Below are 23,845 nucleotides of genomic sequence, written 5' to 3' on the forward strand. Positions count from 1 at the left end.
ACACATTCAACAGAACCGGCCCGCTTATGGAAGCCTCGAGTTACCCCGCCTGGGCTCAGAAACTGATCCTGGACTGTAGCGAGAGCAAGCGTCGAGTTGTCGAACACGAACTGTACCAGCGCATGCGCGATAACACGCTCAGCGCCAAAACCATGCGCCATTACCTGATCGGTGGCTGGCCAGTGGTGGAACAGTTTGCCTTGTACATGGCACAGAACCTCACCAAGACCAAATTTGCCCGCCATCCTGGGGAAGACATGGCGCGCCGCTGGCTGATGCGCAATATTCGCGTGGAACTCAACCACGCCGACTATTGGGTGCACTGGGCCCGTGCCCATGGTGTGAGCCTGGAGGAGTTGCAGGCCCAGAACGTACCGCCGGAGTTGCATGCACTGAGCCATTGGTGCTGGCACACCAGCTCCGCCGATTCGCTGATCGTGGCCATCGCCGCGACCAACTACGCGATCGAAGGGGCGACCGGGGAATGGTCCGCCGTGGTGTGTTCCACCGGCGTCTATGCGGCGGCTTTTCCCGAGGAAGAGCGCAAACGTGCGATGAAGTGGCTGAAAATGCACGCCCAGTATGATGATGCCCACCCGTGGGAAGCGCTGGAAATCATCTGCACCCTGGCCGGCATGAACCCGACCAAGGAACTGCAGGCAGAACTGCGCCAAGCCGTGTGCAAGAGCTACGACTACATGTTCCTGTTCCTGGAAAGCTGCATGCGCCTGGAGAAAGAGAAAGCCCCCGCAGTGATGCGTGAGCGCCAGGCGCGGGTCGCCAGCGAAGCTTGACCTGTGGTGAGGGAGCTTGCTCCCTCGCCACCCTTGAAGTGTCGCGCGTTGGCGGGGTTACCCCGCCATCGCCAGGCGGTTACGGCCTTCGCGCTTGGCCACGTACAACGCGGTGTCGGCTCGGCGCAGCAGGCTTTCGGCAGACTCGGCGGCCAGTAAGGTCGAACAACCGAGGCTTACCGTCAATTCGATCCGCGTGTCATCCGCCCAGTAGTCTTGGGCCTGTGCCGCCTGGCGCAGGCGCTCCCCGACCATCGCCGCCGCGTCTCGGCCGGTGTTGGACAGCAGGATCAGAAACTCTTCCCCGCCAAACCGGAACACCATGTCCACGTTACGCAACTGGCCCTTGATCGCCGCGGCGACGGCGCGCAATACATTATCGCCCGCGGCGTGGCCATGGTTGTCGTTGATGCGCTTGAAGTGATCGATGTCGATCATCAACAAGGACAGCGGGTTCAGGTGCCGGCGCGCCATGTCGATTTCCCGTTGCAGGGTCTGGTCCATGGCGATGCGGTTGCCGGTCTCGGTCAACGGGTCGCGCAGGGCACTGCGGGTGGCGGCGCGATACAGCAGGGCGTTGCGCATCGGGTAGAGCAGGGGGGCCAGCAGCGATTCGAGCTGGCCGAGCTCCTCTTCCGACAGCCGTTGGTTACGCCGAAAGATCAGCTCGCCCAGGTGTTCGCCTTCATGGCTCAGGCTGTAGCTCACCGAATGGTGGCCGCGATGGCCGAATTCCAGGCGCAGGTCGCTGGCTTGATGACGGTATTGTAGGGCGTCCAAGGGCACCAGGCGCTGGATCTCGCGGAAGAACACGCCGAGGATGCGCTCCGGCTCCAGGCTGGTTTGCAATTGCTGGCCGAGCTGTTGGCGAAGTTGCGCAAGGGTCGTGGGGCGGCGTGGAAGGAGGGATGGCTGACCAAACCCCAGGCGTTGCAATTTGGCACTGTCGAAGTCAATTGCGTTGGTCTGGGTAGGTGTTTTCATAAGCGATCGGCCTCTAAGCACTAAGCTGTCTTACAGGCTCGATGAGAGTGGCAAGTGCCAAGCGTCTTACTGTTCCTTCAGTTCCGTAAAACATTAGTAACAGTTTAGACCGCTTTGCAGTGGGTTATAACCCCTGGGCACCGCCGCACGTCTTGTCATCGCTTAACCTGCTTGGGATTGGTTAGAGCGATATTCATGCCAATTTGTTTAACATTATTAAATGTTCTTATAAAACAACGACTACTCCCTAATCAGGAAGCAGTCGTTGAATCAGCGCGCCGGTTATTTGGCTGATGTCCGACTTAATGCCGCTGGCCTACCAGGGTGGTGTGGTCAATCTGGTCAATCGACGTTACGCCGGTCAAGGTCATCGCCACGCGCATTTCTTTGGCGAAAATGTCCAGCAGGTTTTCCACGCCGTTTTGGCCATCGGCAGCCAGGGCATAGGCGCTGGCGCGACCCAGCAGGCACGCCTTGGCCCCCAGGGCAAGCATGCGCACCACGTCCAGCCCGGAACGGATGCCGGAGTCCACCAGCACCGTGAGGTCATCGCCCACTGCATCGGCAATCGGTGGCAGGGCCTTGGCGGTGGACAGCACGCCGTCCAGTTGGCGGCCGCCATGGTTGGACACCACGATGCCATCGGCGCCGAAACTCACTGCGTCCTTGGCGTCCTGGGGGTCGAGGATGCCTTTGATGATCATCGGGCCTTTCCAGAATTCGCGGATCCACTCCAGGTCTTTCCAACTGATCGACGGGTCGAAGTTGTTGGCGAGCCAGCCGATGTAGTCTTCCAGATGCGTGGGTTTGCCCAGGTACTTGGAGATATTGCCCAGGTCGTGCGGGCGGCCCATCAAGCCGACGTCGAAAGCCCACTGCGGCTTGGTCATGGCCTGCAGCATACGTCGCTGCGCGGCGAACGGGCCGGACATGCCCGAGTGCGCATCGCGATAGCGGGCGCCGGGCGTGGGCATGTCCACGGTAAAGACCAGTGTGGTGACCCCCGCGGCTTGTGCGCGCTCCAGCGCGTTGCGCATAAAACCCCGGTCCTTGAGCACATAGAGTTGGAACCAGATCGCCCGCGCGCTTTGTGACGCGACTTCTTCAATCGGGCACACCGACACGGTCGACAGGCAGAACGGAACGCCTTTGTTCGCCGCCGCTTTAGCCGCCTGAACTTCACCACGCCGCGCATACATGCCGGTCAGGCCTACCGGGCTGAGGATCACCGGCATGTCCAGTTCCTGGCCGAACACGGTGGTTTTCAGGCTCAGGTTATCCACGTTGCGCAGGATGCGCTGGCGCAGGCTGATCTCGGCCAGGTCCGAACTGTTCGCACGCATCGTGTGTTCGGCGTAGGCGCCGCCGTCGATGTAGTCGAACAGGAAGCGCGGCAGCTTGCGCTGGGCGGCTGCGCGGTAGTCGGAGGCGGACGAGATGATCATGAACGGTGTCTCCACGAGGCAGGGCGGATCAGGATAGGTAAATTTCTGTCATGATAAAAACAACTTTTATCACTGGTATCCAGTCGCCAAGGGAATACTGATGAACTTGAGAACATTGCGTGCCTTTGTCGAAGTGGTGCGCCAGGGTGGTTTCTCTCAGGCCGCCGAGGTGGTGTCCCTGACCCAATCCACCGTGAGTAAGGCGGTCAAGACCCTGGAAGAGGAGTTGGGCACGCCGCTGCTCAACCGTCTTGGCCACCGCAACGAACTCACCGCCGCCGGCGAAATTGCATACCGCCGTGCCTTGGTGCTGCTCGCCGAGCACAACGATCTGGTGGCCGAGATCAACGACCTGCGTGGCCTCAAGCGTGGCGTGCTACGTATCGGTTTGCCACCGGTTGGCTGCGGTGTGCTGTTCGCGACGATGTTCGCCACCTACCGCAGCCGCTACCCGGACATCGACATCGAACTCACCGAATACGGCAGCAAAAAACTGCGCGAGTGCCTGGAAGCAGGAGAGGTCGACCTGGCGGCCCTGCTGCTGCCGGTCGACGAAGACTTTAACTACCAACCGGTGCGCAATGAACCGCTGATGGCCGTGCTGCCCATCAGCCATCCACTGGCTTCGCACACCCGCATCGACTTCACCGACTTGGCGGACTCGCCGTTCATCTTGTTCGAAGCGGGCTTCGCCCTGAACGCCAAGATCCTCGCCGCCTGCGAGCACAAAGGCGTCACCCCAAAGGTGACCGCCCGCAGCGGGCAGATCGACTTTATCGTCGACCTGGTCGCCGCCGGCCTGGGCGTGGCCTTCCTGCCGCGGATGCTGGCGCACAAACATCAACATGCCGGCATCGCCCTAGTCCCCTTGGACGAACCCCACACCGACTGGCACATCGCCCTGGCCTGGCGCGCCAGCGCCCACCTGCCACCCGCCGCCTTGGCCTGGCTGGAGTTGGCCAAGGAACACGCCGATTCAACCGGCTATCCGGTTTAATGCCACCGAATGCCAGGCAACGCTTGACTTCTCCTTTTTAATCAGTAACATACGGCGCATTCCGCGATAGCTCAGTTGGTAGAGCAAATGACTGTTAATCATTGGGTCCCTGGTTCGAGTCCAGGTCGTGGAGCCNGAACATAAAGAGAAGCCTGCAGAAATGCAGGCTTTTTTTTGCCTTGGATTTCTCCAGGGTGATCAAAGCGCACAGCGTGACCAGCATGAAGCCGTCTCAAATCCTACGATTAAGAGGGAAGCTCCATGAAAGTCGCTGCAGTCGTTTCAACCAAAGGCGGGCCGGGTAAAACCACGGTCGGCGTCAACCTAGGCGCGTTCTGCGCCGATGCAGGGATCCGCATCCTGCCCATCGATCTGGATAATCAGCCGTCGCTGTCGTCGTTTTATGCGCTATCGCATGAGGCGCTTGAAAGGATCGACTACCACTTCAATGAGGGCGAGAGCATTACTGGCATTCCCAGTGGTTTGGAGGCGATGCGCCAGATCACAGGCGGCTTTCAAGATGCTGATTTGATCGTCATTGCGGCGCGTCCTTCTATGGGGAAAACCAGTCTGACATTTAGTGTCGTGGATGCAGCGCCTCAACAGAAGCCAACCAACACGGTCCAGATCTATAGACATGTCGATGGGAGACAAACGGCCTCCAGCACAGATCAATCCGGTAGCGACCGCAGCGCTTACCCTACAAGACTCCCTTGAAGCAGTGATGGCTCGGAGACATCATTGCTATCAAAGCGTTCATAAGTTGTACAAAAATAAATATCTGTACAACTTTTCATAAAGTTCTCAATCTCAATGCCGACAGGATGTCTGAAACGTTTAATTGCATAAAACGTGATTAGCCGAATGAGCCAGACAGAGCCAGGCATTCGAGAAAATGGAGTGTTCTCAACTACACATCAACTACAAACCGTCCCATTCCGGGCTGTGAGAACTCCATGAACATCCTTGCTCCTGCCGTACACCTGGCTGACCGATTACGCTTCTCCACGAAATTCGGTGTGCTTGCAATCATCGTCCTAATCCCTTTGGTTCTGCTCGGTACGCGCGTGATCCATCAGATCAACGGAAGCCTTGAGGTCATTCGCTCGGAACAAGTAGGCCAGCGCTATCTATTGGACGTAACACCTGTACTACGCCTATCGATGTTGCAACGTGCGCTCACCAACCGCTTGCTCAGCGGGGATAAAACCGCTCAAGCCGATCTGTCGGCCAACCAGTTGAAGTTGGAGGACGCGTTTTCGAAACTGGCTGCAACCGACCGACAAGTCAACACACAGCTGGAAACCGGTGATCGAGTGCAGCGTCTGCACTCTGGGGCGCAGCGTTTGATTGAGCGGGCGAAAGCGGATGCCAACCAGAGTGCCATCTTCGACGACTGGAACGATCAGCTCACCGAGACGTTGAACTTCGTGTACTACGTATCGGCCACGTCGGGCATGGTGCTGGATGAAGATTACGCATCGTTGTTCATGATCGATCAGAGCACCTTAAGGCTGCCACGACAAATCAATATCGTCGGGCAATTGCGCGGGCTGGCCAGCGGGCTACATGACGGGCGAACGTTGAGTGGGGGTGAGCGCAGCGTCATCAAGTCGATGCTTAAAAATGAGTTGCTCATCCATAAAGAACTTCAGCAAAGCCTGGCACTTTTGCGCCGCAGAGAACCCGCCCTCACCGATAGTATTCAGGCGCCGATCACCAGTGCTTTTGCGAGCCTCGACAGCTTCCGCGCCGACCTCGAAGTATTGATTGGCGCGCCAGGCGACATCATCAGCGGCGTGCAGAACTTGCCGGCCAAGGGCAATGCGGTGGTGGCTGAGTTGTACAAAGCGCAAGACACGCTGCAAGACGCACTGTTGAATGCGCTTGAACGCCGAGTTCAGGAAAAAACGTCGGAACGGCTATTCATTCTAGGTATGTTTGTCGTTCTTGGCCTGTTGCTGGTGTATGTGTTCAGCGGCATCTACAGCGCCATGCGTCGCACGATCAACGATGTTTTGATTGCCACCCAACTCATTGCTCAGGGCGACCTGAGCGTGCGAGTTCAAGTGCGCGGCAAAGATGAAATGGCCGACGTGGGCAACGGCCTTAACCATATGGTGCAAGCCTTTGGCTCCTCGCTTGCCCAGGTCGAGCGAAGTTCACAATCGGTCTCCGATGCGGCGGAGCGCATTGGGGTGTCGATTGACCGGGCTAAACGCGCGATGAGCGCCCAGCAAAGCGAAACCGAACAAGTCGCTACGGCTATCAACGAGATGACCACCAGCGTTGCTGACGTGGCGCAAAACACCGAGGGTGCCGCCCACGCCGCTGGGCACGCCAGCCAGTCCTCCAATACCGGCCTGGCGAAGATGCAGGAAACCCGCGTGACTATTGAAGCCTTGGCCGATGAGGTAGAGCGCAGTGCGCAAAATGTTTCGGCACTCGCGCAACACAGCCAGCAGATCGGCGGCGTGATTGAGGTGATCCGCAACATTGCTGATCAAACCAACCTACTGGCGTTGAACGCGGCCATTGAGGCGGCCCGCGCCGGTGAGCAGGGTCGAGGATTCGCGGTGGTCGCCGACGAGGTCAGAACTCTGGCCTCGCGCACACAAAACTCAACCGAAGAGATCCGCCGGATTATCCAAGAGCTGCAACTGGCGACAGGCGACGCCGTCGAACAAATGAAAGCGGGCAAACTGCGCGCGCAGGAATGCATCGAATCCGCTGATCAGGCCTCGACTAGCCTGGATGCAATCAATGACGGCGTCGAGCAAATCGTAGGAATGAACACCCAGATAGCCAGCGCGGCGGTTCAGCAGCACGCCGTCTCGGAGGATATCAATCGCAATGTGACCGAGATTCGTAACGGTAGCGTTGCGCTGATGGAGGGCATAGAGGACAACGCTGTGACTGCGGAGGAGCTCACGCTGCTGGCAGGGGAACTGCGTACTGTCGTTTCGCGTTTCAAGCTGTAACGCGACAAGGGGGGGCCGAATTTGTTGGCAATAAAAGATTTGTGGCACAGTCCGTTTCGGGTAAATGGCGGGTAAATGGGGTCTGACCCCAATTAGTTTCGGCGCATTCCGCGATAGCTCAGTTGGTAGAGCAAATGACTGTTAATCATTGGGTCCCTGGTTCGAGTCCAGGTCGTGGAGCCNCAACATAAAGAGAAGCCTGCAGAGATGCAGGCTTTTTTTTGCCTTGGATTTCTCCAGGGTGATCAAAGCGCACAGCGTGACCAGCATGAAGCCGTCTCAAACCCTAGGATTAAGAGGGAAGCTCCATGAAAGTTGAATCGCCCCGGACTCTCTAGGCATCAAATAACCGGGAAGGGCGCGCGCCCCCTCCCTCCTGGCCACAAAACAAGCGCCGCGCCGTTTGCCCCATTTATGGGATATCACTTTGCGCTCTTCGCTATAACCTTATAAGCAACTGCCAATTAGACTTGAACCGTGCATTCCATGCCGTGATCGAGGATAACAACGTGCAAGAGATATTCAGCATCAACTGGCTGCTTTGGCTGTCAACCATGGCCCCGCTGACGCTTAGTGCAGGGCCCGGAAACTTGATGGTTGCGACATCGGGCGCACAAAGCGGTGTACGTCGTTCGGTGCAGTTCATCATCGGCCTGGACATCACCTATTTCCTGCTGGCGGTGCTGGTCGGGCTGGGGCTTTACCACACGCTGATGAACAGCCCGCGGCTGGTGTGGGTCCTGCAAGTGCTCGGCAGTTTCTACATTCTGTGGCTGGGTGTACGCCTGCTGCGTCGTCCGCTGAAGGCGCCTGGCGACAAAGCCATACATTTGCAGTTTCGAGACGGCATCGTCGTGCAGTTGGGCAATGTGCAGGGCATCGTGATGCTGATGGTGATGTTTTCCACCTTCATGCCCTCCGGAGAGACCAGCAGCAGCACGGTCCTGATTTTGAGCGCTGCACTGATTTCGCTGAATTTCTTTTCCCATGTCGTCTGGGTATCGATGGGCTCGTCCGTGCAGAGACTGATCCATGCGCGGCCCAAGCTGCTGGTGTTACAGAACGCGGTGTTTGGGTTGATGTTGATCGCGGTAGCGGTTTGGATTTTCCTGCGTACCGGCCCGCTGTAAGGAGGTCGCATGACCCATGCCTATGCTGTTGTCTTCGCCACGCCTGGAGAACCTCAGGTCCTCGAACTACGGGACTACCCATTGCGGGCAGCCGGCCCCGGGGAAATCACCGTTGCCATTGAGGCGGCTGGCGTCAATTTCATCGATGTACATCGGCGCTCCGGGGCGCTTGAGGATGGATCTGCCTTTCCACGAACCCTGGGCGTGGAGGGTGCAGGAAGGGTGGTCGACTGTGGACCGCAGGTGCGAGGTTTGAGCCCCGGCGACCGGGTCGCATTCGTGGACAGCTCCACAGGCAGCTACGCCAGTCACGCTGTACTGCCAGCCACTCGCGCCATTCGACTGCCCGATGACGTATCGAGTGAAACCGCCGCTGCATTGATGTTCAAGGGGCTGACCGCCGAATACCTGACTCATCGCTGCGTACCGCTCGCGCCTGACGATTGGGTCGTGTGGCATGCGGCGGCTGGCGGTGTGGGGAGCATTGCCACAGGCTGGCTGGCGGCCAGGGGCATACGGGTGATTGGGCTTGCTTCCAGCGAAGCCAAGCGGCGCCAAGTGCTGGATGCCGGCTGCTACGCGGCCCTTGACTCCGATGCTCCCGGAGCCTTGTCGTTCATTCGTGACGTGACCGACGGCAAGGGCGCTCACACCGTATTCGACTCTGTCGGACGCGCTACCTTTGAGCTGTCATTGGCCAGCTTGCGTCAGCGCGGTCATCTGGTGCTGTTTGGCAATGCATCGGGCGACGTGACGGGGTTCAATCTGTCGCGGCTTGGAAGCATGGGCTCGCTGCATGTAACGCGACCGTCCTTGAAGCATTACATCGGTCAGGACGCCGAACTTGCCAGCAGTGCCGCACAGGTGCTCGCTTCGCTGTCCAAAGGTTTGATTGCTGTGCCCCTCATCACGCGCCTTCCGCTCGCCATGGCAGCCGAGGCTCATCGCATCATGCAGGACCGGCAAACCCAAGGCTCACTGATCCTGGTGCCATGACCCTTCATCCACCGCACGCTATTACATCTCTGCCGTTTTGCTGTGGAACAGCTCCGTCAGGTAGTCCACCACTTGATCGACGCGACCCACGCCCTGCGTCGCCTGATTGCGCAGCAGCCATATATCGGAACTGTGCAGCGGGCTGTCGGCCAGGACCTGACGCAAGCCCGACTGGTGTGCGACATAGGTCGGCAGCGCGGCGATCCCCAGATGAGCTTCCACCGCCTTGAGCTGGGCATTGAGATTGGATACGCGCATCCACGGTTTCTGCTCGCCGCTCACCTCATTGAGCCATTGCGCGAGCGGCATATAAGACATCTCCTCGGTCCAGCCAATCAGTTGGTGGTCCTTCAGGTCATCCGGCGTCGCGGGCAGTTTGTTAGCGGTCGCATACCCGTCCGAACAGAAAAGCCCCTGCATCAGCGTACCGACCCGGCGCATGGTGAAGTTACCGTTTTCCGGCCTGCGCAGGCGGATAATGATGTCGCTATGGCTTTGCGTGAGTTTTGACGACACCGCCGTATTGATGAAGTCGAAGCTGATCTCGGGGTATCGATCACGGAAGTCCGCCAGCCCGGGAATGATCAGGTGCGTGCCCATCAGCTCCGGGCAATCGATGCGCACCGGACCAGCCATCCGGTCATTTGGCTGCGATATCTGACGCTCCATGAGCTTGAAGCGCTCCTGCGTCTCCAGTGCCAGCGGAAGCAACGCTCTGCCGGCTTCCGTCAGGAAATAGCCGTTGGTCTTTTTCAGGAACAGCACGGCACTCAGCGACTCCTCAAGTGCGGCGATCTTGCGCGACACCGTCGATGCCGAAATTTTCAGCGAGTTTCCCGCCTCGGTCACGTTATTGGACTTGGCCACGAAGATAAAAACTTTCAGATCATCCCAGTTCACGTTGATGCCGTACTCAAAAATGAAAAATCGATCCCCACCTATTTCTGTTCGAAATAAAGAGAGGTCACGGTACAGTTTTTTTCGATGGAACGAACCCGCAGAGGAAACATGGATGATACGTAACTCGATGCGCACCCTTCCAGGGTTCATGCAGCCATTTTTGAGCTGGCTGACCGCCAAGCCTCTACCTGAGGATCTTAACCAGGTTCGTACGCTGAAACCCATTCACCATATTCTTGTATCAGCGGGATTAATTGCATCGGGCGTGGTGTTGGCCGGCGTCGGTTACTTGCACGGCAGCGTCATTTTGTGGGCACTGGGTTTTGGAGTAAATGGGGTCTGACCCCAATTAGTTGGGTCTGACCCAAATTAGTTATTAGGGAGAGGGCGGGATCAACAACCAAAAATGTGGTAAACAATAGCGAACTGCTAAGCGATCTTCGGCAGGTAGAAGCAGGAAAAATGGACTAAGATTTACAAGGACGGTTATGATGCGGTCGGAAATAAAGTGTCGATTCATTACTTTCAAAGTGAAAGTGGGAAAGTTTTTAATGTGAAAACTAAGCCAGATTGGACTAATTATTGATGGGAAATCCAGTTTTAGTCGTAGAGCTATATGAGCCAGAGGAGGCTGCTCGATTTTTAGCTGCCACATCTATCGGGTTGTTGAAGTCGATTATTGATAAAGTTATGACACTTGCTGAAGCTGAACGTTTATTGTTTTCGCCTAGAACTGTAAGGGTGCTGGGTGAAAAAGGCATTTCTTCAGAGCTGTGTGGAATTATTATGGACTGTTGTGAGTTGGGCGATATCTTGGATTTACTGCCATTAAAGTTTGATGGTGAATTGAATAAAATGATTGGGCGTTTTTCTAATTATATAATTGGTACGGTCGCACAGGACCCGTACGCTGCCCATGCAAGATTAAAATGAAAGTGGAAAAGGATACTGAATCTCGATGAATTTGAGATAATCTTGCAAAAGGTGATAAGTATTATTTAGATGGGCAGCATAAAAACATCTTGAGGTTTTTGATAACAAGGGAAGAGTTAAAAGTGTCTTGAATCTTGATGGGTCGTATAATGATGGGGGTAAATGGGGTCTGACCCCAATTAGTTTATAAAGTTTTATCGTGAAGATCCGCGGTCGCCACGTCCTGACAGCATGGAAGTGACCTATACGATAAATGGAAAGGCCGAAAAAGTTATGTTTGAAAATGAAGCCCATGAGATTCCGGAGATTATATAGTGGTTACTCAAGACCTACAGTTGGTGAAGCAGATTTTTGAGTTGCTAGATGCTGGTATCGTGGATGGCTATGACTCTTTTTGTTATGAGGCAAGAGTGAGTGTGGGGTATATGGAGACGGTTCTTACTGTCGAGAAAGAAGGGGTTCGTGTGACGGATGCAGAAACGGATTACAATGGAGCAATTATCTATCGTTTGGTGAAAGAGTTGAGAGAGTGCGCCACCAAGCGTGGTGAAAATTGGAATTCGTTTGTGATGACTTATGCGCGTGGAGGAGAGGTTAAAACCAAGTTTGACGTCTGATGCCGATTGACCTGTCCTATTATCTGGAATAACGCAGACGGATGACGAGCTTCTAGAGGTAAATGATCTGGTTTGGTTTGCTACGAACCAGGACTGGGTGCTTGCGGGGGCATGGTGTTGTCCCCGACGTGCTCCGCGTTTCGATTTCAAATTATGAATTGTTGTATGATTTTTTATTCGTTAACAGAGGCTTATGATTGCGATATTGAAGGGGAGTGATTTGAAGTTTTTTTGATTGTCCAGCAACGCGTGAGTGCTTTCTGCAGTCGTTTATTTAGATGGCTAAGAAAGGTTTGTATAGTTATGGCGCTGAGAGTGTAAACGGGGTCAGACCCTGAGGGATCCCGGCAGGGCTGGCAGGAGGCGATGGCCCATTGGGTTACCGAGGGGCGGATACGATACTTTCCGCCGGTGCTGGCTTTGGGAAAGTCCCTCTCTTGATGGGGGGCTTCGGGTGGGTTGAGAGCAGTAAATGAAGCTGTAAATGGGGTCTGACCCTGAGGAGTAAAATTCTGATAGGCGAAATGTGTTTAAAGACTATGAGTTGTTATTGGATTCAATAGAACGGTAAATGGGGTCTGACCCCAATTAGTTCCCAGCAATCCCATCTCTCCACCACTTTTTTCGTGGTCCCTATGCGCCTAACAGCCAGCAAATGACTGTTAATCATTGGCTCCCTGGTTCGAATCCAGCTCATGGAGCCATATAGCGACATAAAGAGAAACCTGCACAGATGCAGGCTTTTTTCGCCTTGGATTTGACCCGGCCCCCCCCTGCCCAACGCACAGGTCGTTGCCTTAGACAACGATCCTCAATGCCATAGCGTTGAGTCCGTAAAGCGGGCGTTTGTCCGACTCCTGAAAAATAAAGTCATGGATCCATTTTGGATGCCGTGGAACTGGCCTTATCTGCCAACCCACCACTGGCTTGTCTGCTGGCAAACGTCATCCCAGCAGTTATTCATCCGTCACCACCCATTTATTGTTCAGGAATCCAACAACCGTGATAGCCAGCACCGCATTGCCTTATTCCGCACCTCTACCCTTTTTGCAGCGAGAGCAACCCACCACTTCGCCAATGGCGTCGCACCCACCTACCGTCCCATCACTGAATGAATCACAAACACCTGTGTACAAGCCCTTCGTCTTAACGGGCGATGCTTCCAACTACTACCTCAAAGACTCTGCCAACCCCCGTCAATCGCACTCGCTCTATCTTCTGGATACCAGGAAGGGGGTCTATAAGCAGAGCGCCAAGCGCGTCGTATCCGATGGGAATGGAGGCTGGCAGAGGGATGTCGGTTTGAAGGGCGGCAAGGAAGATCCGAGAGTGACACAACAAGCCACTCTTAGACGAGAGTTGCAGCAAAACTTGGTTCAGGCCAGGTCTACGGCGGTCCAGACGGCTTCAGCGGTGAACGCAGAAGGTGCTGCTAACGGCGGCTATGTTTCGAACGCAACGCTTACCGCCAACGCTGAGGCTCAGAACGCAGTGCGGCTGCTTGAAGCAGCCCTGCGTAACTTAGGGTTAGGAGGAGGGGAGTAAGTGTCCGAGCACTACGTCTTGCGTGATTATCCCCCCCGGCGCGCACCAGCACGCCGCGCTCCAGTTCATCCACCACCGCACTCTGCGGCAACCAGGCAACGCCATAGCCCTCGATAGCCATGCGCATCAACCTGAAATGTTTGAGATAGGGCTCACAGTGTCGCTTTGGTCGATCCCACAACGATCCTTGCGCGCCGGTGCGTCAGCCTTTCTTCGGGGGATCATGACCCCGGATAAAAAAATTTTACGGACCCCGCTTGAAATTTTTCCGCCTGAACCTACTTAGGCTTTACGCGATGCCGAATCCGGGTCGCGTACTTAATCACTTGGAGAAAACTCAGGAGATTTTGCAATGGCTACTACTCTTTCGTTGGCCCCACTGTTCCGCCACTCCGTCGGCTTTGACCGGTTCAATGACCTTTTCGAATCGGCGCTTCGCAGCGAGGCCGGTACCACCTATCCACCTCACAACGTCGAAAAGCACGGCGATGACCACTACCGAATCGTCATCGCGGCCGCAGGCCTGGTGGAGGATGACCTGGATATCCAGGTGGAAAAAGGTGTGCTGACCGTCGCCGGCGGCAAGCGCGAGCACAATGAAAGCATCACCTACCTGCACCAGGGCATCGCCCAGCGCGCGTTTCGCCTGTCGTTCCGCCTGGTCGACCACATTGAAGTGCAGGGCGCGCAGCTTTCCAATGGTTTGCTGAGCATTGACCTGCTCAGGGTTGTACCGGAGGAAGCCAAGCCTAAGCGTATTGCGATTGGTGGTGCTGCGAAGGCGGATGTGAAGTCCATCAGCGAGCAGTGACTGAAATGAATAAAGGCGCTCTTTGGAGCGCCTTTATTCGTGGTCTTCATACACGATGTCGCGGTGCCCAAACGGTGCAAAGTAACCTGTGGCGAGGGAGCTTGCTCCCGTTGGGGCGCGAAGCGGCCCCCGTTGTTGCATGACAGACCTGGGGCTGCTGCGCAGTCCAACGGGAGCAAGCTCCCTCGCCACTGGCACAGTGTTCTCCCTTAGCTGAAGGGATCAGGGCTTGTTCTGCACACCACAATCCGGGAGTGTTTGGGCTGTTTGCTGCTGCGCAGCCCGTGCCTCCCGGCTCTCCCACTTGGCAATCACCAACGGCGCCAGCGCATTGCCCAACACGTTCAGGGCGGTCGTCGGCATTTCCATCAAGCGATACACCCCCGCGATGAACGCGATCCCTTCCAATGGCAACCCGGCACTGGCCAGGGTCGCCGACAGAATCACGAACATAAACCCTGGTACCCCGGCAGCGCCTTTCGAGGTGAGCACCATCGTCACCACCAGCAGCGCCTGGTCCCCAAGGCTCAGGTCGATACCGTACAACTGCGCCACGAACAAGGTGCCGATGCCGAGGAACAGCGAGGCACCGTCGAGGTTGAACGAATACCCCACCGGTACCACAAAGCTCACCAGTGAAGGCGGTACGCCGTAGGTTTCGAGCTTCTTCATCAGTTGCGGCATCACCGCCGCCGAGCTGGCGGTGGAGAAGGCCAATACCAGTTCATCCTTGATATGCCGCATCAGCGCGAACAGGTTGATGCCGCACAGGCGTGCCACCAGGTTCAGCACCACCAGTACAAAAAAGGCGATGGCCACGTAGCTGACCATGATCAACTTGGCCAGCGGCATCAGTGAGCCGAAGCCGAAGTTGGCCACGGTCACCGCGATCATGCCGAACACGCCGATGGGCGAGTAGGCCATGATCATCGAGGTGACCTTGAACATCGCATCCGAGACGCCCCGTAGCAGGGCAATCACCGGGTCTTTGCGCTCGGCGGGCAAGCGCGCCACACCCAACCCGAACATCACCGCAAAAAACAGCACCGACAACAGGCTGCCCTGGGCCATGGCGTTGATCACGTTGTCCGGGATGATGCCGACGATGATTTGCCCCAGGCTGTGGCCGCCACCATTGCTGGTGGGCAGGGTGATAGTCGCCGCGTGCAGGCTGGACAATTCCGTGCCGACGCCCGGCTTGAGCAGGTTGCCCAGCACCAGCCCGACGATGATCGCCAAGGTGGTGATGCAGAAAAAATACCCCAGTGAGCGCGCCCCGATCCGGCCCAGGGATTTGCCGTCACCGTGGCCCGCAATGCCCACCACCATGCAGGAGAATACGATAGGCACCACGATCATCTTCATCAGCTTGATAAAGATGTCGCCCGCCGGTTGCAACAGATTGTCCACCAGCCACGGCCGGGATTCGGGAAAGCGGTGCAACAGGGCACCCAGGGCGATGCCGGCGAGCAAGCCGATCATGATTTGCCAGACCAGCGCGATACGGGGCGTGTGCATAGGAATGCCTCATTTGAGATCAATGATTTTAAGTTGTTGTTCTAGGCAGTCAAAACAGCGGCCGTCCGTGGGTCGCCGGGTGCAGCGGGAAACCGTCAGCGCAGGTCGCGGCAGGCGTCCTTGAGACGACGGCACCCTTCTTCGATCACTTCTAACGAGCTTGCGAAGGACAGGCGCACATAGGGCGACATGCCATACGCTGCGCCGCTCACGGTGGCCAGGCCGTAGTCACGCAGCAGGTAGTCCACCAGTTGGGTGTCGCTGTCGAGGCGATCGCCTTGTGGGGTGAGCTTGCCCATCAGTGCGCTGACGTTGGCGAACACGTAGAACGCGCCGTCCGGCGGGGTGCAGCTCACGCCGGGGATGCCCGCCAGCAGGGCCAGCATGCGTGCGCGGCGTTGCTGGTATTCCTCGCGCATCGCGGCGATGGGCGCCTGGTCTCCGGCAAACGCAGCCACGGCAGCCGCTTGGCTCAACGAACTGGGGCACGTGGTGGTTTGCGACAGCAGCTTGGCGATGGCCGCGATCAGCCAGGCGGGGCCGGCACCAAAACCCAGGCGCCAGCCGGTCATGGCGTAGCCTTTGGAGGCACCGTTGACGATCAGCGTGCGCGGCTTGAGGTCGGGCGCCAGGCGCGTCAATGGCACGTGCCGGGCTTCGCCATACACGAAGTGCTCGTAGATTTCGTCGGCCATGATCAGCACATGAGGATGACGCCGCAGCACCTGTGCCAGCGCCAGCAGGTCGGCCTCACTGTAGACCGCGCCGCTGGGGTTGTTCGGGCTGTTGAGGATCACCCATTTGGTGCGCGGGGTGATCGCCTGTTCCAAGGCGTCGGGCGACAGCTTGAAGCCCAGGCTTTCGTCGCCGGGAATGATCACCGGCGTTGCATCGTTGAGCCGTGCGATATCGGGGTACGACACCCAGTAAGGCGTTTGCACTATGACTTCATCACCCCGATTCAGCGTGGCGGCCAGCGCGTGATAGATGATGTGCTTGCCGCCGCAACCGGCCACCACTTCATCCAGCCCGTAGACCAGGTCGTTGTCCCGTTGCAGCTTGAGGCAGATGGCCTGGCGCAGGGCGAGGGTGCCGGTGGTCGGCGTGTAATGGGTGTCGCCGCTGTGCATCGCCTGGCCGGCGGCTGCAAGGATATGCGCCGGGGTGTCGAAGTCCGGCTCGCCTACGGTGAAGTTGACGATATCGCGGCCCTGGGCGCGCAACTCGGTCACCAGCGCGTTGGCGGCAATACTGGGGGAGGGCGCGATGCCCAGGACGCGGTCAGACAAAAAGTGCTTCATGGCGCCAACCCTGCAGTGTCCAGGACCTTGTCGATCCAGCTCTGGCGCACGGCACCGCTGGCGATCTCGGCTTTGACAGCCTCTTCATGTTCGGCATGCTGCGCGGCGCGGCGCAGCACTTCGGCGGCGTCTGCCTGGGAGAACGCGACCAGGCCGTCTTCATCGCCTACCAGCAGGTCGCCGGGGTTGATGATCATACCGCCGATCGACACCGGCACGTTCACTTCGCCGGGGCCGGTTTTGTACGGGCCGGTGTGCACAACGGCGCGGGCATAGCACGGGGTGTCCTCAAAGCTGGCGACATCGCGGATCGCCCCATCAATCACAAACCCCACGCAGCCGCGTTGCTGGGCGTAGAGCTTGACCAGCTCGCCGATCACCGCGTTGTTGGTATCGCCCTGGCCATCCACCACCAGCACATGGCCGGGTTGCAGCAAGCTCAAGGCTTTGTAGATCAGCAGGTTGTCGCCGGGGCGGGTTTTTACCGTGATAGCCGTGCCGACCAATTTGCCGGTGCGGTTGTAGCGCGTGAGGCCACGGGCGCCGATGTGCCGGCCGAGGTTGTCGCTGATGTGCGGGGTGACCACCTGGGCGAAGGCCTCGACCAGTTCGGCCGAGGCCATGGGGGCGTTGGGAAGGATGCGTGAACCGGGCAAGGACATGGCAAATCTCCAGAATCGTTGGATAGCAACGGGCTATGGCCAGATCTTAGGAGTGATAATCGGAGAGTTTTAGCGATATTTTATGATGTGTTAGCATCGCTTTTTTTCATGATTGGTCCGCCATGATTACCTTCAAGCAAATCGACGCGCTGTACTGGATCGCTGAACTGGGCAGCTTCGAAGCGGCGGCCAACAAGCTGAACATGTCGCAGTCGGCCATCTCCAAGCGTATCCAGGAGCTGGAAGACACCTTCGACGTCGAGATTTTCGACCGCAGCAAGCGCAATGCCCGGCTGACGGAAAAGGGCGGCGAGCTGCTCGACTACGCCCGTGACCTGCTCAACAGCCGCGACCAATTGCTGGAACGGGTCAGCGCCCGTGAGGTGCTGGTGCGCAGGTTTCGCCTGGGCGTCACTGAACTCACCGCGCTCACCTGGTTGCCGGCGTTGGTGGAAGCGCTGCGCCAGGCCTACCCCAAGGTGCAAATCGAGCCGTCGGTGGAGCTCAGCAGCGAGCTGTTCCGCAAACTGGAAAGCGACCAACTGGACCTGGTGATCGTGCCCGACGTGTACAGCGATCCGCGTTTCCACAGCACCGCGCTGCAATGCGTGGAAAACGCCTGGATCTGTTCGCCGGGTCTTATCCCTGACGCAGACCCTGTCAGCCTTGAGACCCTGGCCAACTACACGGTGTTGACCCAGGGTTCACAGTCGGGCACCGGCTTGATCTACGAGCGCTGGCTGGCCGCGCACAACGTGCAGATGCCACGCACACTCACCAGCCATAACCTGCTGGTGCAGGTGGGGTTGGCGTTGTCGGGGATCGGTGTGAGCTATTTGCCAAAGGCGTGTCTGTCCCACCTGATCGAGCAAGGGGCGTTGCGCGCGTTGGTCACGCAGCCGGAATTGCCGACTATTCAGTATGTGGCGCTGCACAGGGTGGATCGGCAATTTGGCTTGAACCAGGACGTGGCGCGGATGGCGCAGGCGTGCTGCAATTTTTCGCGCCTGTTATTTTAGCGCACGTGGAACGTGGCCAGGCCGGTGGGTATGCCTGTGTCTCGGTATCGTGATGGCGTAAGTTCAACGTTCTTGACGATGCATCGACCCGCTCCTCTCTCTAGCAAGAGGTCCAAGCGCATGGCGTTTACCACCCTGATACTGGATGCACCCGGCCCTCCATTGTTATTTGAGGAAGTTGACCGCTTCCTTGAGTTGGGCCTAGTGGTCACACTCAATCTCTATTATTTCGCGGATAAACACAGCATTCGCCAACACTATGGCGAGCGCCTGCGGTACACCGAGATCAACGGCCACGACAGGCAAGCGTTCATCGACGCCGTGACTCAGGCCGGGGGGTACAGCGTGTTCAAGACGCGCCTGAATATTCCCATGGACGGCGAACTGATCCGCGCCGCCGTATCACCGGCCTTGCCCACGCCGCTGCGCGCTATCGCCCAAGCCGGTGCAGGCCTCAACCATATCGACCAGCAAGAGGCGCAGCGGTGTGGTGTGACCTTGCTGAACACGCCGGGCTCCAACGCGACGGCGGTCGCCGATTATGTGGTGGCCCAGGCGTTGTTTTTATCCAGAGACCTGGACCACTACAACGCCGAAACGCACTGCGGTCGCTGGTCCAAGGGCACCTTGGCGCCAAGCCTCGAATTCAGTGAACTCACGCTAGGGTTGGTCGGCACGGGCAGCATTGCTCAAGAGGTCGCACGCAAAGCGGGATCGCTCGGTATCAAGGTCATCGCCACCGGTTCCGAACGTTTTACCGAGCAGGCTGCGCGCAGTCTTGGGCTTGAGCGACGACCAACCCTCGAGCACGTGCTGGAGGAGGCCGACGTGGTCTCTATTCACGTCCCGCTGACACCGCTCACCCGAGGCCTGTTCGGGCTTGCCCAGTTCAGGCAAATGCGCCAAGGGTCGGTGCTGATCAACACCGCTCGCGGCGGCATCGTCGATGAAGCCCAGTTGGCAAGCTTCATGACCGCGTTTCCCAGGCACCTCAAAGCGGTCGCCATCGATACCTTCGCGCTGGAAAAAGACCGCTTCAACTCGCCCCTGGCAGGCGTCGGCAATGCCCAACTCACACCGCATATCGCAGGCAACACGACGACGGCGATCCGTAGGGCTTCACGGCAGATTGTCGACAAGATCCATGCGTTCAGCCTCACGTGAGCCTGTGGCGAGGGCGCTTGCTCCCGTTGGGCTGCGCAGCAGCCGCAGCCCTCAGGAACGCGCCGTCCCTGACGCACCTGTATCAGCCGATGTGGGGACGCTGCGCGTCCCAACGGGAGCAAGCTCCCTCGCCACAGGGGAGGCGAGGGAGGCTGCAATGTCCCAAGTCAGCATGAGTTGGCTGATCGCTGCGTCGAGGGTGGCGTGCGGGACGTTATCGCGCGCCAGAATCGAAACGCCCTGCAGGAAACTATCAAACACCGACGCCATCACTGCCGGGTTAACCGTGGGCGGCAACTGCCCCAGACGAATCGCCCGTTCCACACACGCCACAATCCCCGCCCGCGTACGCAGCCGCGACTGCGTCAACCCATCCGCCACCCGCGCATTCTCCGGGCTCGGCGCGCTCATCACGCCCAGTGCCACCATGCAGCCCTTGGGGTGTCCGTCTTCACACTGCATGCGCGCGGATTGGCGCAGTGCGGTTTCAACGGCCCGGCGCGGTGGCAGGTTTTCGTCCCACAGGCATTCAGTGACCTGGGCGTAGGTCGCCAGATAGCGCTGCACGCATTCGTCGAACAACGCTTCTTTGGAACCGAAGGCCGCGTAGAAACTCGGCGCGGAGATCCCGCCGCCCAGGCCGGCCTTGAGCTGCGCCAGTGACGTGGCGTCGTAGCCGTGCTGCCAGAACAGGTGCATGGCCTGTTCCACGGCGTGTTCACGGTCGAAGGTGCGGGGGCGGCCCATTTGTGCCATGAGAGATCTCCGGTGGAAAGCGAGATAAATACTAGTCGATACATAAGTCGTTGACAACGCATGGCGTACGCCCGCAACATCTGTATCGATCAGTATTTAAGTCTCACTCAAGGAGTTTCCCGTGACCCCCTCATTGACCTTATCGGCGTCATCCGACCGTCTGCCCATCGGCGCCTTGCTCGCCCTGGCGATGACCGGCTTTATCTGCATCGTCACCGAAACCCTGCCCGCCGGCCTCTTGCCGTTGATCAGCGAAGGCCTGGCGATTTCCCCGTCCATGGCCGGGCAGATGGTCACCGCGTATGCCTTGGGCTCGGTGCTGGCAGTGATCCCCATGACCATCGCCACCCGCGGCTGGCGCCGGCGTAATGTGCTGCTGCTGACCATCGTCGGCTTTTTGCTGTTCAATTCCATCACGGCGCTGTCGTCCCACTATGGCGTGACCCTGGTGGCACGCTTCTTTGCCGGTGTCGCGGCGGGGTTGGCCTGGAGCCTGCTGGCCGGTTACGCCCGGCGTATGGTCGCGCCCCATCAACAGGGCAGGGCGCTGGCGTTGGCGATGGTTGGTACGCCGATTGCGCTGTCGTTGGGTGTGCCGCTGGGTACCTGGCTGGGCGGCTTGGTGGGGTGGCGCACGACCTTCGGCCTGATGTCGGCCGTGAGCCTGGTACTGATTGCGTGGGTGCTGGTGAAAGTCCCGGACTACGCGCCCCAGCCTGCGCATCAGCGCGTGTCGTTGGGCAAGGTGCTGACGACGCCGGGCGTACGGCCGGTGCTGGCGGTGGTGATGACGTGGATGCTGGCGCACAACATTCTGTACACCTACATTGCACCGTTCGTGGCGCCTGCTGGCTTGTCGGAGCGGGTTGACCTGGTGCTATTGGTGTTCGGGATGGCCGCGTTGGCGGGGATCTGGATCGCGGCCAGGTTGGTGGAGCCGCTCTTGCGCAACACGGTCCTCGCCAGCCTGGCGGTGTTTGGCGGCGTCTCGCTGGTGTTGGGCTTTTTTGGCGGTGTGCCTGAAGTGGTGTACCTCGGTGTGGCGGTCTGGGGCCTGAGTTTTGGCGGCGCGGCAACCTTGCTGCAAACCGCGCTGGCCGATGCAGCGGGGGATGGCGCGGATGTGGCGCTGTCGCTGAACGTGGTGGCCTGGAACAGCGCCATTGCCGGCAGCGGCGTGGTCGGCGGGGTATTGCTGGATACCTGGGGCGTGGCGTCGTTTCCGTGGGCGATGCTGGTGTTGGTGGGCGTGTCCCTGGCGATTGCCTGGGGTGCCAGCGCCCATGGTTTCAAGCCCGGCCGGCGGGCCGGTGCGGCAATAGTGGCCCATTAAACCTTCGGTCGAGCGCCATAGGGTGTACGCTGGGTCTCAATTCATCGGATATTAGCCCTTCATGTCCACACAAAGCGAAGAGAGCCGCCAGATCGTAGCTTCTCTGGCGCACCGTGTTGGTCCCACCGCTGATATTGCAGGCATCGCCCAGGCGATCATGTCGATATTGCAGGACATGGACGCAGCACTCACCCCCATTATCGGGCAGCAAGGCTGTGTCGCGCTGTTGCGTCGCAGCCTGCACCTCAGCGCCTCGAAGCATGCGCGACTGGCCGGTGTGCATGACCGCGTGCAGGCCGCGCCGGATCGGGCCGAACTCAAAGCCCTATTGCTCGAGCAGAGCGAAGCCGATGCGTTGTTTTTCGGTGAAGAGCTGTTGACCACCTTTTACGCCTTGCTCACCACGCTGATCGGGCCCTCGCTGACCGCGCGTTTACTGCGCGACGTATGGGCACCTTCTTTGAGCGACACCCCTTCGCAGGAAAATTCGCCATGAGCACCAAAGTAACTATCAACCGCCTGGCTACCGGTGTGCCAGGTCTGGACGAGGTGCTGGGCGGAGGTTTGCCGGAGTTTTCGTTCAACCTGATCGCCGGCCCGCCCGGCTGCGGCAAGACCACCTTGGCGCATCAGATGATGTTCGCCCTGGCGACACCTGAACGCCCTGCGCTGTTTTTCACCGTGCTGGGCGAGCCGCCGCTGAAGATGCTGCGTTATCAGCAGCAGTTCGACTTTTTCGACAACGAAGCGATCAACCAGTCGATCCGCTACATCAACCTGGCCGACGACACCCTGGCCGGTGATTTGGATGAAGTGCTGCGGCGCATCGTCAGCGAAGTCGAGGCGCATTCACCGTCACTGGTGTTTGTCGACTCCTTCCGTTCGGTGGTGCTGGCCAGCCAGACCCAGCACAACCCCAACAACAACCTGCCGCAGTTCGTTCAGCAACTGGGCATGTTGATGACCACCTGGCAGGCGACCACCTTCCTGATCGGCGAGTATTTCACCGAAACCGACACCAACCCGATTTTCACCGTGGCCGATGGGCTGATCTGGTTGCGCCAGAGCGTCGAGCGCAATTCGATGGTGCGCAAGATGGAAATCATGAAGATGCGCGGCCAGCCGACCTTGCCGGGGCTGCACACGTTCCGGATCGCCAGTTCGGGCATCAAGGTATTCGCACCGGCCCCGCTCAACCCGGTCGAGACGCCGATGACGCTGCCGGTGCAACGCCTGAAAATGGGCGTGCCACGCCTCGACGAGATGCTCGGCGGCGGCTTGCCCCGTGGTTATTCGCTGCTGGTGGCGGGGCCTTCGGGGTCGGGCAAAAGCATTCTCGCGGCCACCTTCCTGGCCGAGGGCGCACGCAATGGCGAAACCGGGGTTATCGCGGTGTTCGAGCAACGCCCCAATCACTCGCAAAACGCCACGCTCGCTGACTTGATCCTCAGCGGCAAGGTTGGCCTGGTGGACAGCCGGGCGCCGGACCTGTCGATTGATGAGATTGTCCAACTGCTGCTCAGCGAAATCAGCCGCCTGGGCGCCACGCGGGTAGTCATCGATTCACTGTCGGGCTTTGAGTTGGCCCTGGCGCCGACCTTTCGCGCCGACTTCCGCGAGTCGTTGTCGCGCATGGTCACCGCGTTGACCCGCGCCGGGGTCAGTGTGTTGATGACGTCGGAGCTGGAAGACCGCTACACCGACCTGCGCTTCAGCCCCTACGGCACGGCGTTCCTCACCGACGCGATCATCGTGCAGCGCTACATCGAAGTGCGCAGCCGCCTGTTGCGCATCATGGCCGTGGTCAAAGTGCGCGCCAGCGCCCACTGCGACGAGCTGCGCCAATACCACATCAATGACGATGGCCTGCAGATCGGCGAGATGCTCGTTGACCAGGAGGGGCTGCTCGGTGGACGCCCGACCACCCGGCGCACAGGAGACCCTGATGTTTGAGCTGAC

At 58.6% G+C, this 23,845-nt stretch carries 21 protein-coding genes, 2 tRNA genes and 3 pseudogenes; 18 read left to right on the forward strand and 8 right to left on the reverse strand.

All coding sequences use genetic code 11. The annotated features are described in order from the left end of the window. The first annotated feature begins 26 nt into the window (after positions 1 to 26). Positions 27 to 794, forward strand: a complete 768-nt coding sequence (locus AO064_RS06745; RefSeq protein ID WP_252120936.1) for an iron-containing redox enzyme family protein — start codon at positions 27 to 29, stop codon at positions 792 to 794. Between the two features lie 57 nt (positions 795 to 851). Here the strand turns inward: AO064_RS06745 and AO064_RS06750 are convergent, their stop codons facing one another. After that, complete coding sequence (locus tag AO064_RS06750; protein WP_064052778.1) at positions 852 to 1,778, reverse strand: GGDEF domain-containing protein; 927 nt, start codon at positions 1,776 to 1,778, stop codon at positions 852 to 854. Between the two features lie 302 nt (positions 1,779 to 2,080). Continuing rightward, positions 2,081 to 3,223: an FMN-dependent L-lactate dehydrogenase LldD gene (gene lldD / locus AO064_RS06755; protein WP_046036077.1), complete on the reverse strand. Its 1,143-nt coding sequence runs from the start codon at positions 3,221 to 3,223 to the stop codon at positions 2,081 to 2,083. Positions 3,224 to 3,323: 100 nt separating this feature from the next. Here lldD and AO064_RS06760 point away from each other — a divergent pair, with 100 nt between their 5' ends. The 8 genes and pseudogenes from AO064_RS06760 (at position 3,324) to AO064_RS06790 (ending at position 9,327) form a co-directional block, all read left to right on the forward strand. Next, positions 3,324 to 4,220 carry a LysR family transcriptional regulator gene (locus tag AO064_RS06760; protein ID WP_015885074.1) on the forward strand — a complete coding sequence of 299 codons (897 nt, stop codon included), beginning with the start codon at positions 3,324 to 3,326 and terminating at the stop codon, positions 4,218 to 4,220. A gap of 60 nt (positions 4,221 to 4,280) precedes the next feature. Continuing rightward, positions 4,281 to 4,353: transfer RNA gene (locus AO064_RS06765), tRNA-Asn, on the forward strand. 128 nt (positions 4,354 to 4,481) lie between these two features. Continuing rightward, the gene (locus tag AO064_RS31465) at positions 4,482 to 4,937 is read left to right on the forward strand and encodes a ParA family protein (RefSeq protein ID WP_064052779.1); all 456 of its coding nucleotides are present in this window, start codon (positions 4,482 to 4,484) and stop codon (positions 4,935 to 4,937) included. A 1,277-nt stretch (positions 4,938 to 6,214) separates the two neighbouring features. Further along, a pseudogene (locus AO064_RS31705) lies at positions 6,215 to 6,337 on the forward strand (HAMP domain-containing protein); the annotation flags it as partial. A 324-nt stretch (positions 6,338 to 6,661) separates the two neighbouring features. Then, positions 6,662 to 7,201, forward strand: a pseudogene (locus tag AO064_RS31710) (methyl-accepting chemotaxis protein); the annotation flags it as partial. Between the two features lie 107 nt (positions 7,202 to 7,308). Then, positions 7,309 to 7,381: transfer RNA gene (locus AO064_RS06780), tRNA-Asn, on the forward strand. A gap of 329 nt (positions 7,382 to 7,710) precedes the next feature. Continuing rightward, entirely contained in the window at positions 7,711 to 8,331 is a 621-nt protein-coding gene (locus tag AO064_RS06785) for a LysE family translocator (RefSeq protein ID WP_082893892.1), read from the forward strand. A 9-nt stretch (positions 8,332 to 8,340) separates the two neighbouring features. Next, entirely contained in the window at positions 8,341 to 9,327 is a 987-nt protein-coding gene (locus AO064_RS06790) for a quinone oxidoreductase family protein (RefSeq protein WP_064052781.1), read from the forward strand. Between the two features lie 21 nt (positions 9,328 to 9,348). Here AO064_RS06790 and AO064_RS06795 read toward each other — a convergent pair whose 3' ends face one another. Continuing rightward, on the reverse strand, positions 9,349 to 10,227 hold the full coding sequence (locus tag AO064_RS06795) for a LysR family transcriptional regulator (RefSeq protein WP_064052782.1): 879 nt from the start codon (positions 10,225 to 10,227) through the stop codon (positions 9,349 to 9,351). A 585-nt stretch (positions 10,228 to 10,812) separates the two neighbouring features. Here AO064_RS06795 and AO064_RS30075 point away from each other — a divergent pair. From AO064_RS30075 to AO064_RS30885, 3 genes are all read left to right on the forward strand, one after another. Beyond that, on the forward strand, positions 10,813 to 11,160 hold the full coding sequence (locus AO064_RS30075) for a DUF3969 family protein (protein WP_082893886.1): 348 nt from the start codon (positions 10,813 to 10,815) through the stop codon (positions 11,158 to 11,160). Positions 11,161 to 11,474: 314 nt separating this feature from the next. Further along, positions 11,475 to 11,777: a hypothetical protein gene (locus AO064_RS06805; protein ID WP_064052784.1), complete on the forward strand. Its 303-nt coding sequence runs from the start codon at positions 11,475 to 11,477 to the stop codon at positions 11,775 to 11,777. 1,002 nt (positions 11,778 to 12,779) lie between these two features. Further along, positions 12,780 to 13,322: a hypothetical protein gene (locus AO064_RS30885; RefSeq protein ID WP_167355308.1), complete on the forward strand. Its 543-nt coding sequence runs from the start codon at positions 12,780 to 12,782 to the stop codon at positions 13,320 to 13,322. A gap of 13 nt (positions 13,323 to 13,335) precedes the next feature. On the opposite strand, the pseudogene AO064_RS31155 reads toward AO064_RS30885, so the two are convergent. Then, positions 13,336 to 13,452, reverse strand: a pseudogene (locus tag AO064_RS31155) (LysR family transcriptional regulator); the annotation flags it as partial. A gap of 222 nt (positions 13,453 to 13,674) precedes the next feature. On the opposite strand from AO064_RS31155, the gene AO064_RS06815 reads away from it, so the two are divergent. Next, a complete protein-coding gene (locus AO064_RS06815; RefSeq protein ID WP_064052786.1) occupies positions 13,675 to 14,133 on the forward strand; it encodes an Hsp20 family protein in 459 nt (152 codons plus the stop codon). Between the two features lie 222 nt (positions 14,134 to 14,355). Here the strand turns inward: AO064_RS06815 and AO064_RS06820 are convergent, their stop codons facing one another. The 3 genes from AO064_RS06820 to AO064_RS06830 form a co-directional block, all read right to left on the reverse strand. Further along, positions 14,356 to 15,651: a cation:dicarboxylate symporter family transporter gene (locus tag AO064_RS06820; RefSeq protein ID WP_064052787.1), complete on the reverse strand. Its 1,296-nt coding sequence runs from the start codon at positions 15,649 to 15,651 to the stop codon at positions 14,356 to 14,358. Between the two features lie 95 nt (positions 15,652 to 15,746). Then, positions 15,747 to 16,952, reverse strand: coding sequence for a pyridoxal phosphate-dependent aminotransferase (locus AO064_RS06825; protein ID WP_064052788.1), 1,206 nt, complete (start codon positions 16,950 to 16,952; stop codon positions 15,747 to 15,749). Next, positions 16,949 to 17,614, reverse strand: coding sequence for an RraA family protein (locus AO064_RS06830; RefSeq protein ID WP_064052789.1), 666 nt, complete (start codon positions 17,612 to 17,614; stop codon positions 16,949 to 16,951). The genes AO064_RS06825 and AO064_RS06830 overlap by 4 nt, the downstream gene beginning before the upstream one ends. Before the next feature lie 122 nt (positions 17,615 to 17,736). Between AO064_RS06830 and AO064_RS06835 the strand changes: the two genes are divergently transcribed. After that, positions 17,737 to 18,633, forward strand: coding sequence for a LysR family transcriptional regulator (locus AO064_RS06835; RefSeq protein ID WP_015885066.1), 897 nt, complete (start codon positions 17,737 to 17,739; stop codon positions 18,631 to 18,633). A gap of 120 nt (positions 18,634 to 18,753) precedes the next feature. Continuing rightward, positions 18,754 to 19,797: an NAD(P)-dependent oxidoreductase gene (locus AO064_RS06840; RefSeq protein WP_064052790.1), complete on the forward strand. Its 1,044-nt coding sequence runs from the start codon at positions 18,754 to 18,756 to the stop codon at positions 19,795 to 19,797. Between the two features lie 51 nt (positions 19,798 to 19,848). On the opposite strand, the gene AO064_RS06845 is transcribed toward AO064_RS06840, so the two are convergent. Next, complete coding sequence (locus AO064_RS06845; protein ID WP_064052791.1) at positions 19,849 to 20,553, reverse strand: TetR/AcrR family transcriptional regulator; 705 nt, start codon at positions 20,551 to 20,553, stop codon at positions 19,849 to 19,851. Positions 20,554 to 20,674: 121 nt separating this feature from the next. Here AO064_RS06845 and AO064_RS06850 point away from each other — a divergent pair, with 121 nt between their 5' ends. The 3 genes from AO064_RS06850 (at position 20,675) to AO064_RS06860 (ending at position 23,839) form a co-directional block, all read left to right on the forward strand. After that, positions 20,675 to 21,886 carry an MFS transporter gene (locus tag AO064_RS06850; protein ID WP_064052792.1) on the forward strand — a complete coding sequence of 404 codons (1,212 nt, stop codon included), beginning with the start codon at positions 20,675 to 20,677 and terminating at the stop codon, positions 21,884 to 21,886. A gap of 61 nt (positions 21,887 to 21,947) precedes the next feature. Continuing rightward, entirely contained in the window at positions 21,948 to 22,382 is a 435-nt protein-coding gene (locus AO064_RS06855; RefSeq protein ID WP_064052793.1) for a hypothetical protein, read from the forward strand. Beyond that, complete coding sequence (locus tag AO064_RS06860; RefSeq protein WP_015885061.1) at positions 22,379 to 23,839, forward strand: ATPase domain-containing protein; 1,461 nt, start codon at positions 22,379 to 22,381, stop codon at positions 23,837 to 23,839. The genes AO064_RS06855 and AO064_RS06860 overlap by 4 nt, the downstream gene beginning before the upstream one ends. The last annotated feature ends 6 nt before the right edge of the window (positions 23,840 to 23,845 follow it).

The organism is Pseudomonas marginalis (assembly GCF_001645105.1).
Taxonomy (GTDB): domain Bacteria; phylum Pseudomonadota; class Gammaproteobacteria; order Pseudomonadales; family Pseudomonadaceae; genus Aquipseudomonas; species Aquipseudomonas petroselini.

Excerpts from the sequence above, each read along its gene's own strand:
- AO064_RS06745 (WP_252120936.1), top strand. The coding sequence starts at position 27 with ATGGAAGCCTCGAGTTACCCCGCCTGGGCTCAGAAACTGATCCTGGAC.
- AO064_RS06750 (WP_064052778.1), bottom strand. The coding sequence starts at position 1,778 with ATGAAAACACCTACCCAGACCAACGCAATTGACTTCGACAGTGCCAAA.
- lldD (WP_046036077.1), bottom strand. The coding sequence starts at position 3,223 with ATGATCATCTCGTCCGCCTCCGACTACCGCGCAGCCGCCCAGCGCAAG.
- AO064_RS06760 (WP_015885074.1), top strand. The coding sequence starts at position 3,324 with ATGAACTTGAGAACATTGCGTGCCTTTGTCGAAGTGGTGCGCCAGGGT.
- AO064_RS31465 (WP_064052779.1), top strand. The coding sequence starts at position 4,482 with ATGAAAGTCGCTGCAGTCGTTTCAACCAAAGGCGGGCCGGGTAAAACC.
- AO064_RS06790 (WP_064052781.1), top strand. The coding sequence starts at position 8,341 with ATGACCCATGCCTATGCTGTTGTCTTCGCCACGCCTGGAGAACCTCAG.
- AO064_RS30075 (WP_082893886.1), top strand. The coding sequence starts at position 10,813 with ATGGGAAATCCAGTTTTAGTCGTAGAGCTATATGAGCCAGAGGAGGCT.
- AO064_RS06815 (WP_064052786.1), top strand. The coding sequence starts at position 13,675 with ATGGCTACTACTCTTTCGTTGGCCCCACTGTTCCGCCACTCCGTCGGC.
- AO064_RS06820 (WP_064052787.1), bottom strand. The coding sequence starts at position 15,651 with ATGCACACGCCCCGTATCGCGCTGGTCTGGCAAATCATGATCGGCTTG.
- AO064_RS06825 (WP_064052788.1), bottom strand. The coding sequence starts at position 16,952 with ATGAAGCACTTTTTGTCTGACCGCGTCCTGGGCATCGCGCCCTCCCCC.
- AO064_RS06830 (WP_064052789.1), bottom strand. The coding sequence starts at position 17,614 with ATGTCCTTGCCCGGTTCACGCATCCTTCCCAACGCCCCCATGGCCTCG.
- AO064_RS06835 (WP_015885066.1), top strand. The coding sequence starts at position 17,737 with ATGATTACCTTCAAGCAAATCGACGCGCTGTACTGGATCGCTGAACTG.
- AO064_RS06840 (WP_064052790.1), top strand. The coding sequence starts at position 18,754 with ATGGCGTTTACCACCCTGATACTGGATGCACCCGGCCCTCCATTGTTA.
- AO064_RS06845 (WP_064052791.1), bottom strand. The coding sequence starts at position 20,553 with ATGGCACAAATGGGCCGCCCCCGCACCTTCGACCGTGAACACGCCGTG.
- AO064_RS06855 (WP_064052793.1), top strand. The coding sequence starts at position 21,948 with ATGTCCACACAAAGCGAAGAGAGCCGCCAGATCGTAGCTTCTCTGGCG.
- AO064_RS06860 (WP_015885061.1), top strand. The coding sequence starts at position 22,379 with ATGAGCACCAAAGTAACTATCAACCGCCTGGCTACCGGTGTGCCAGGT.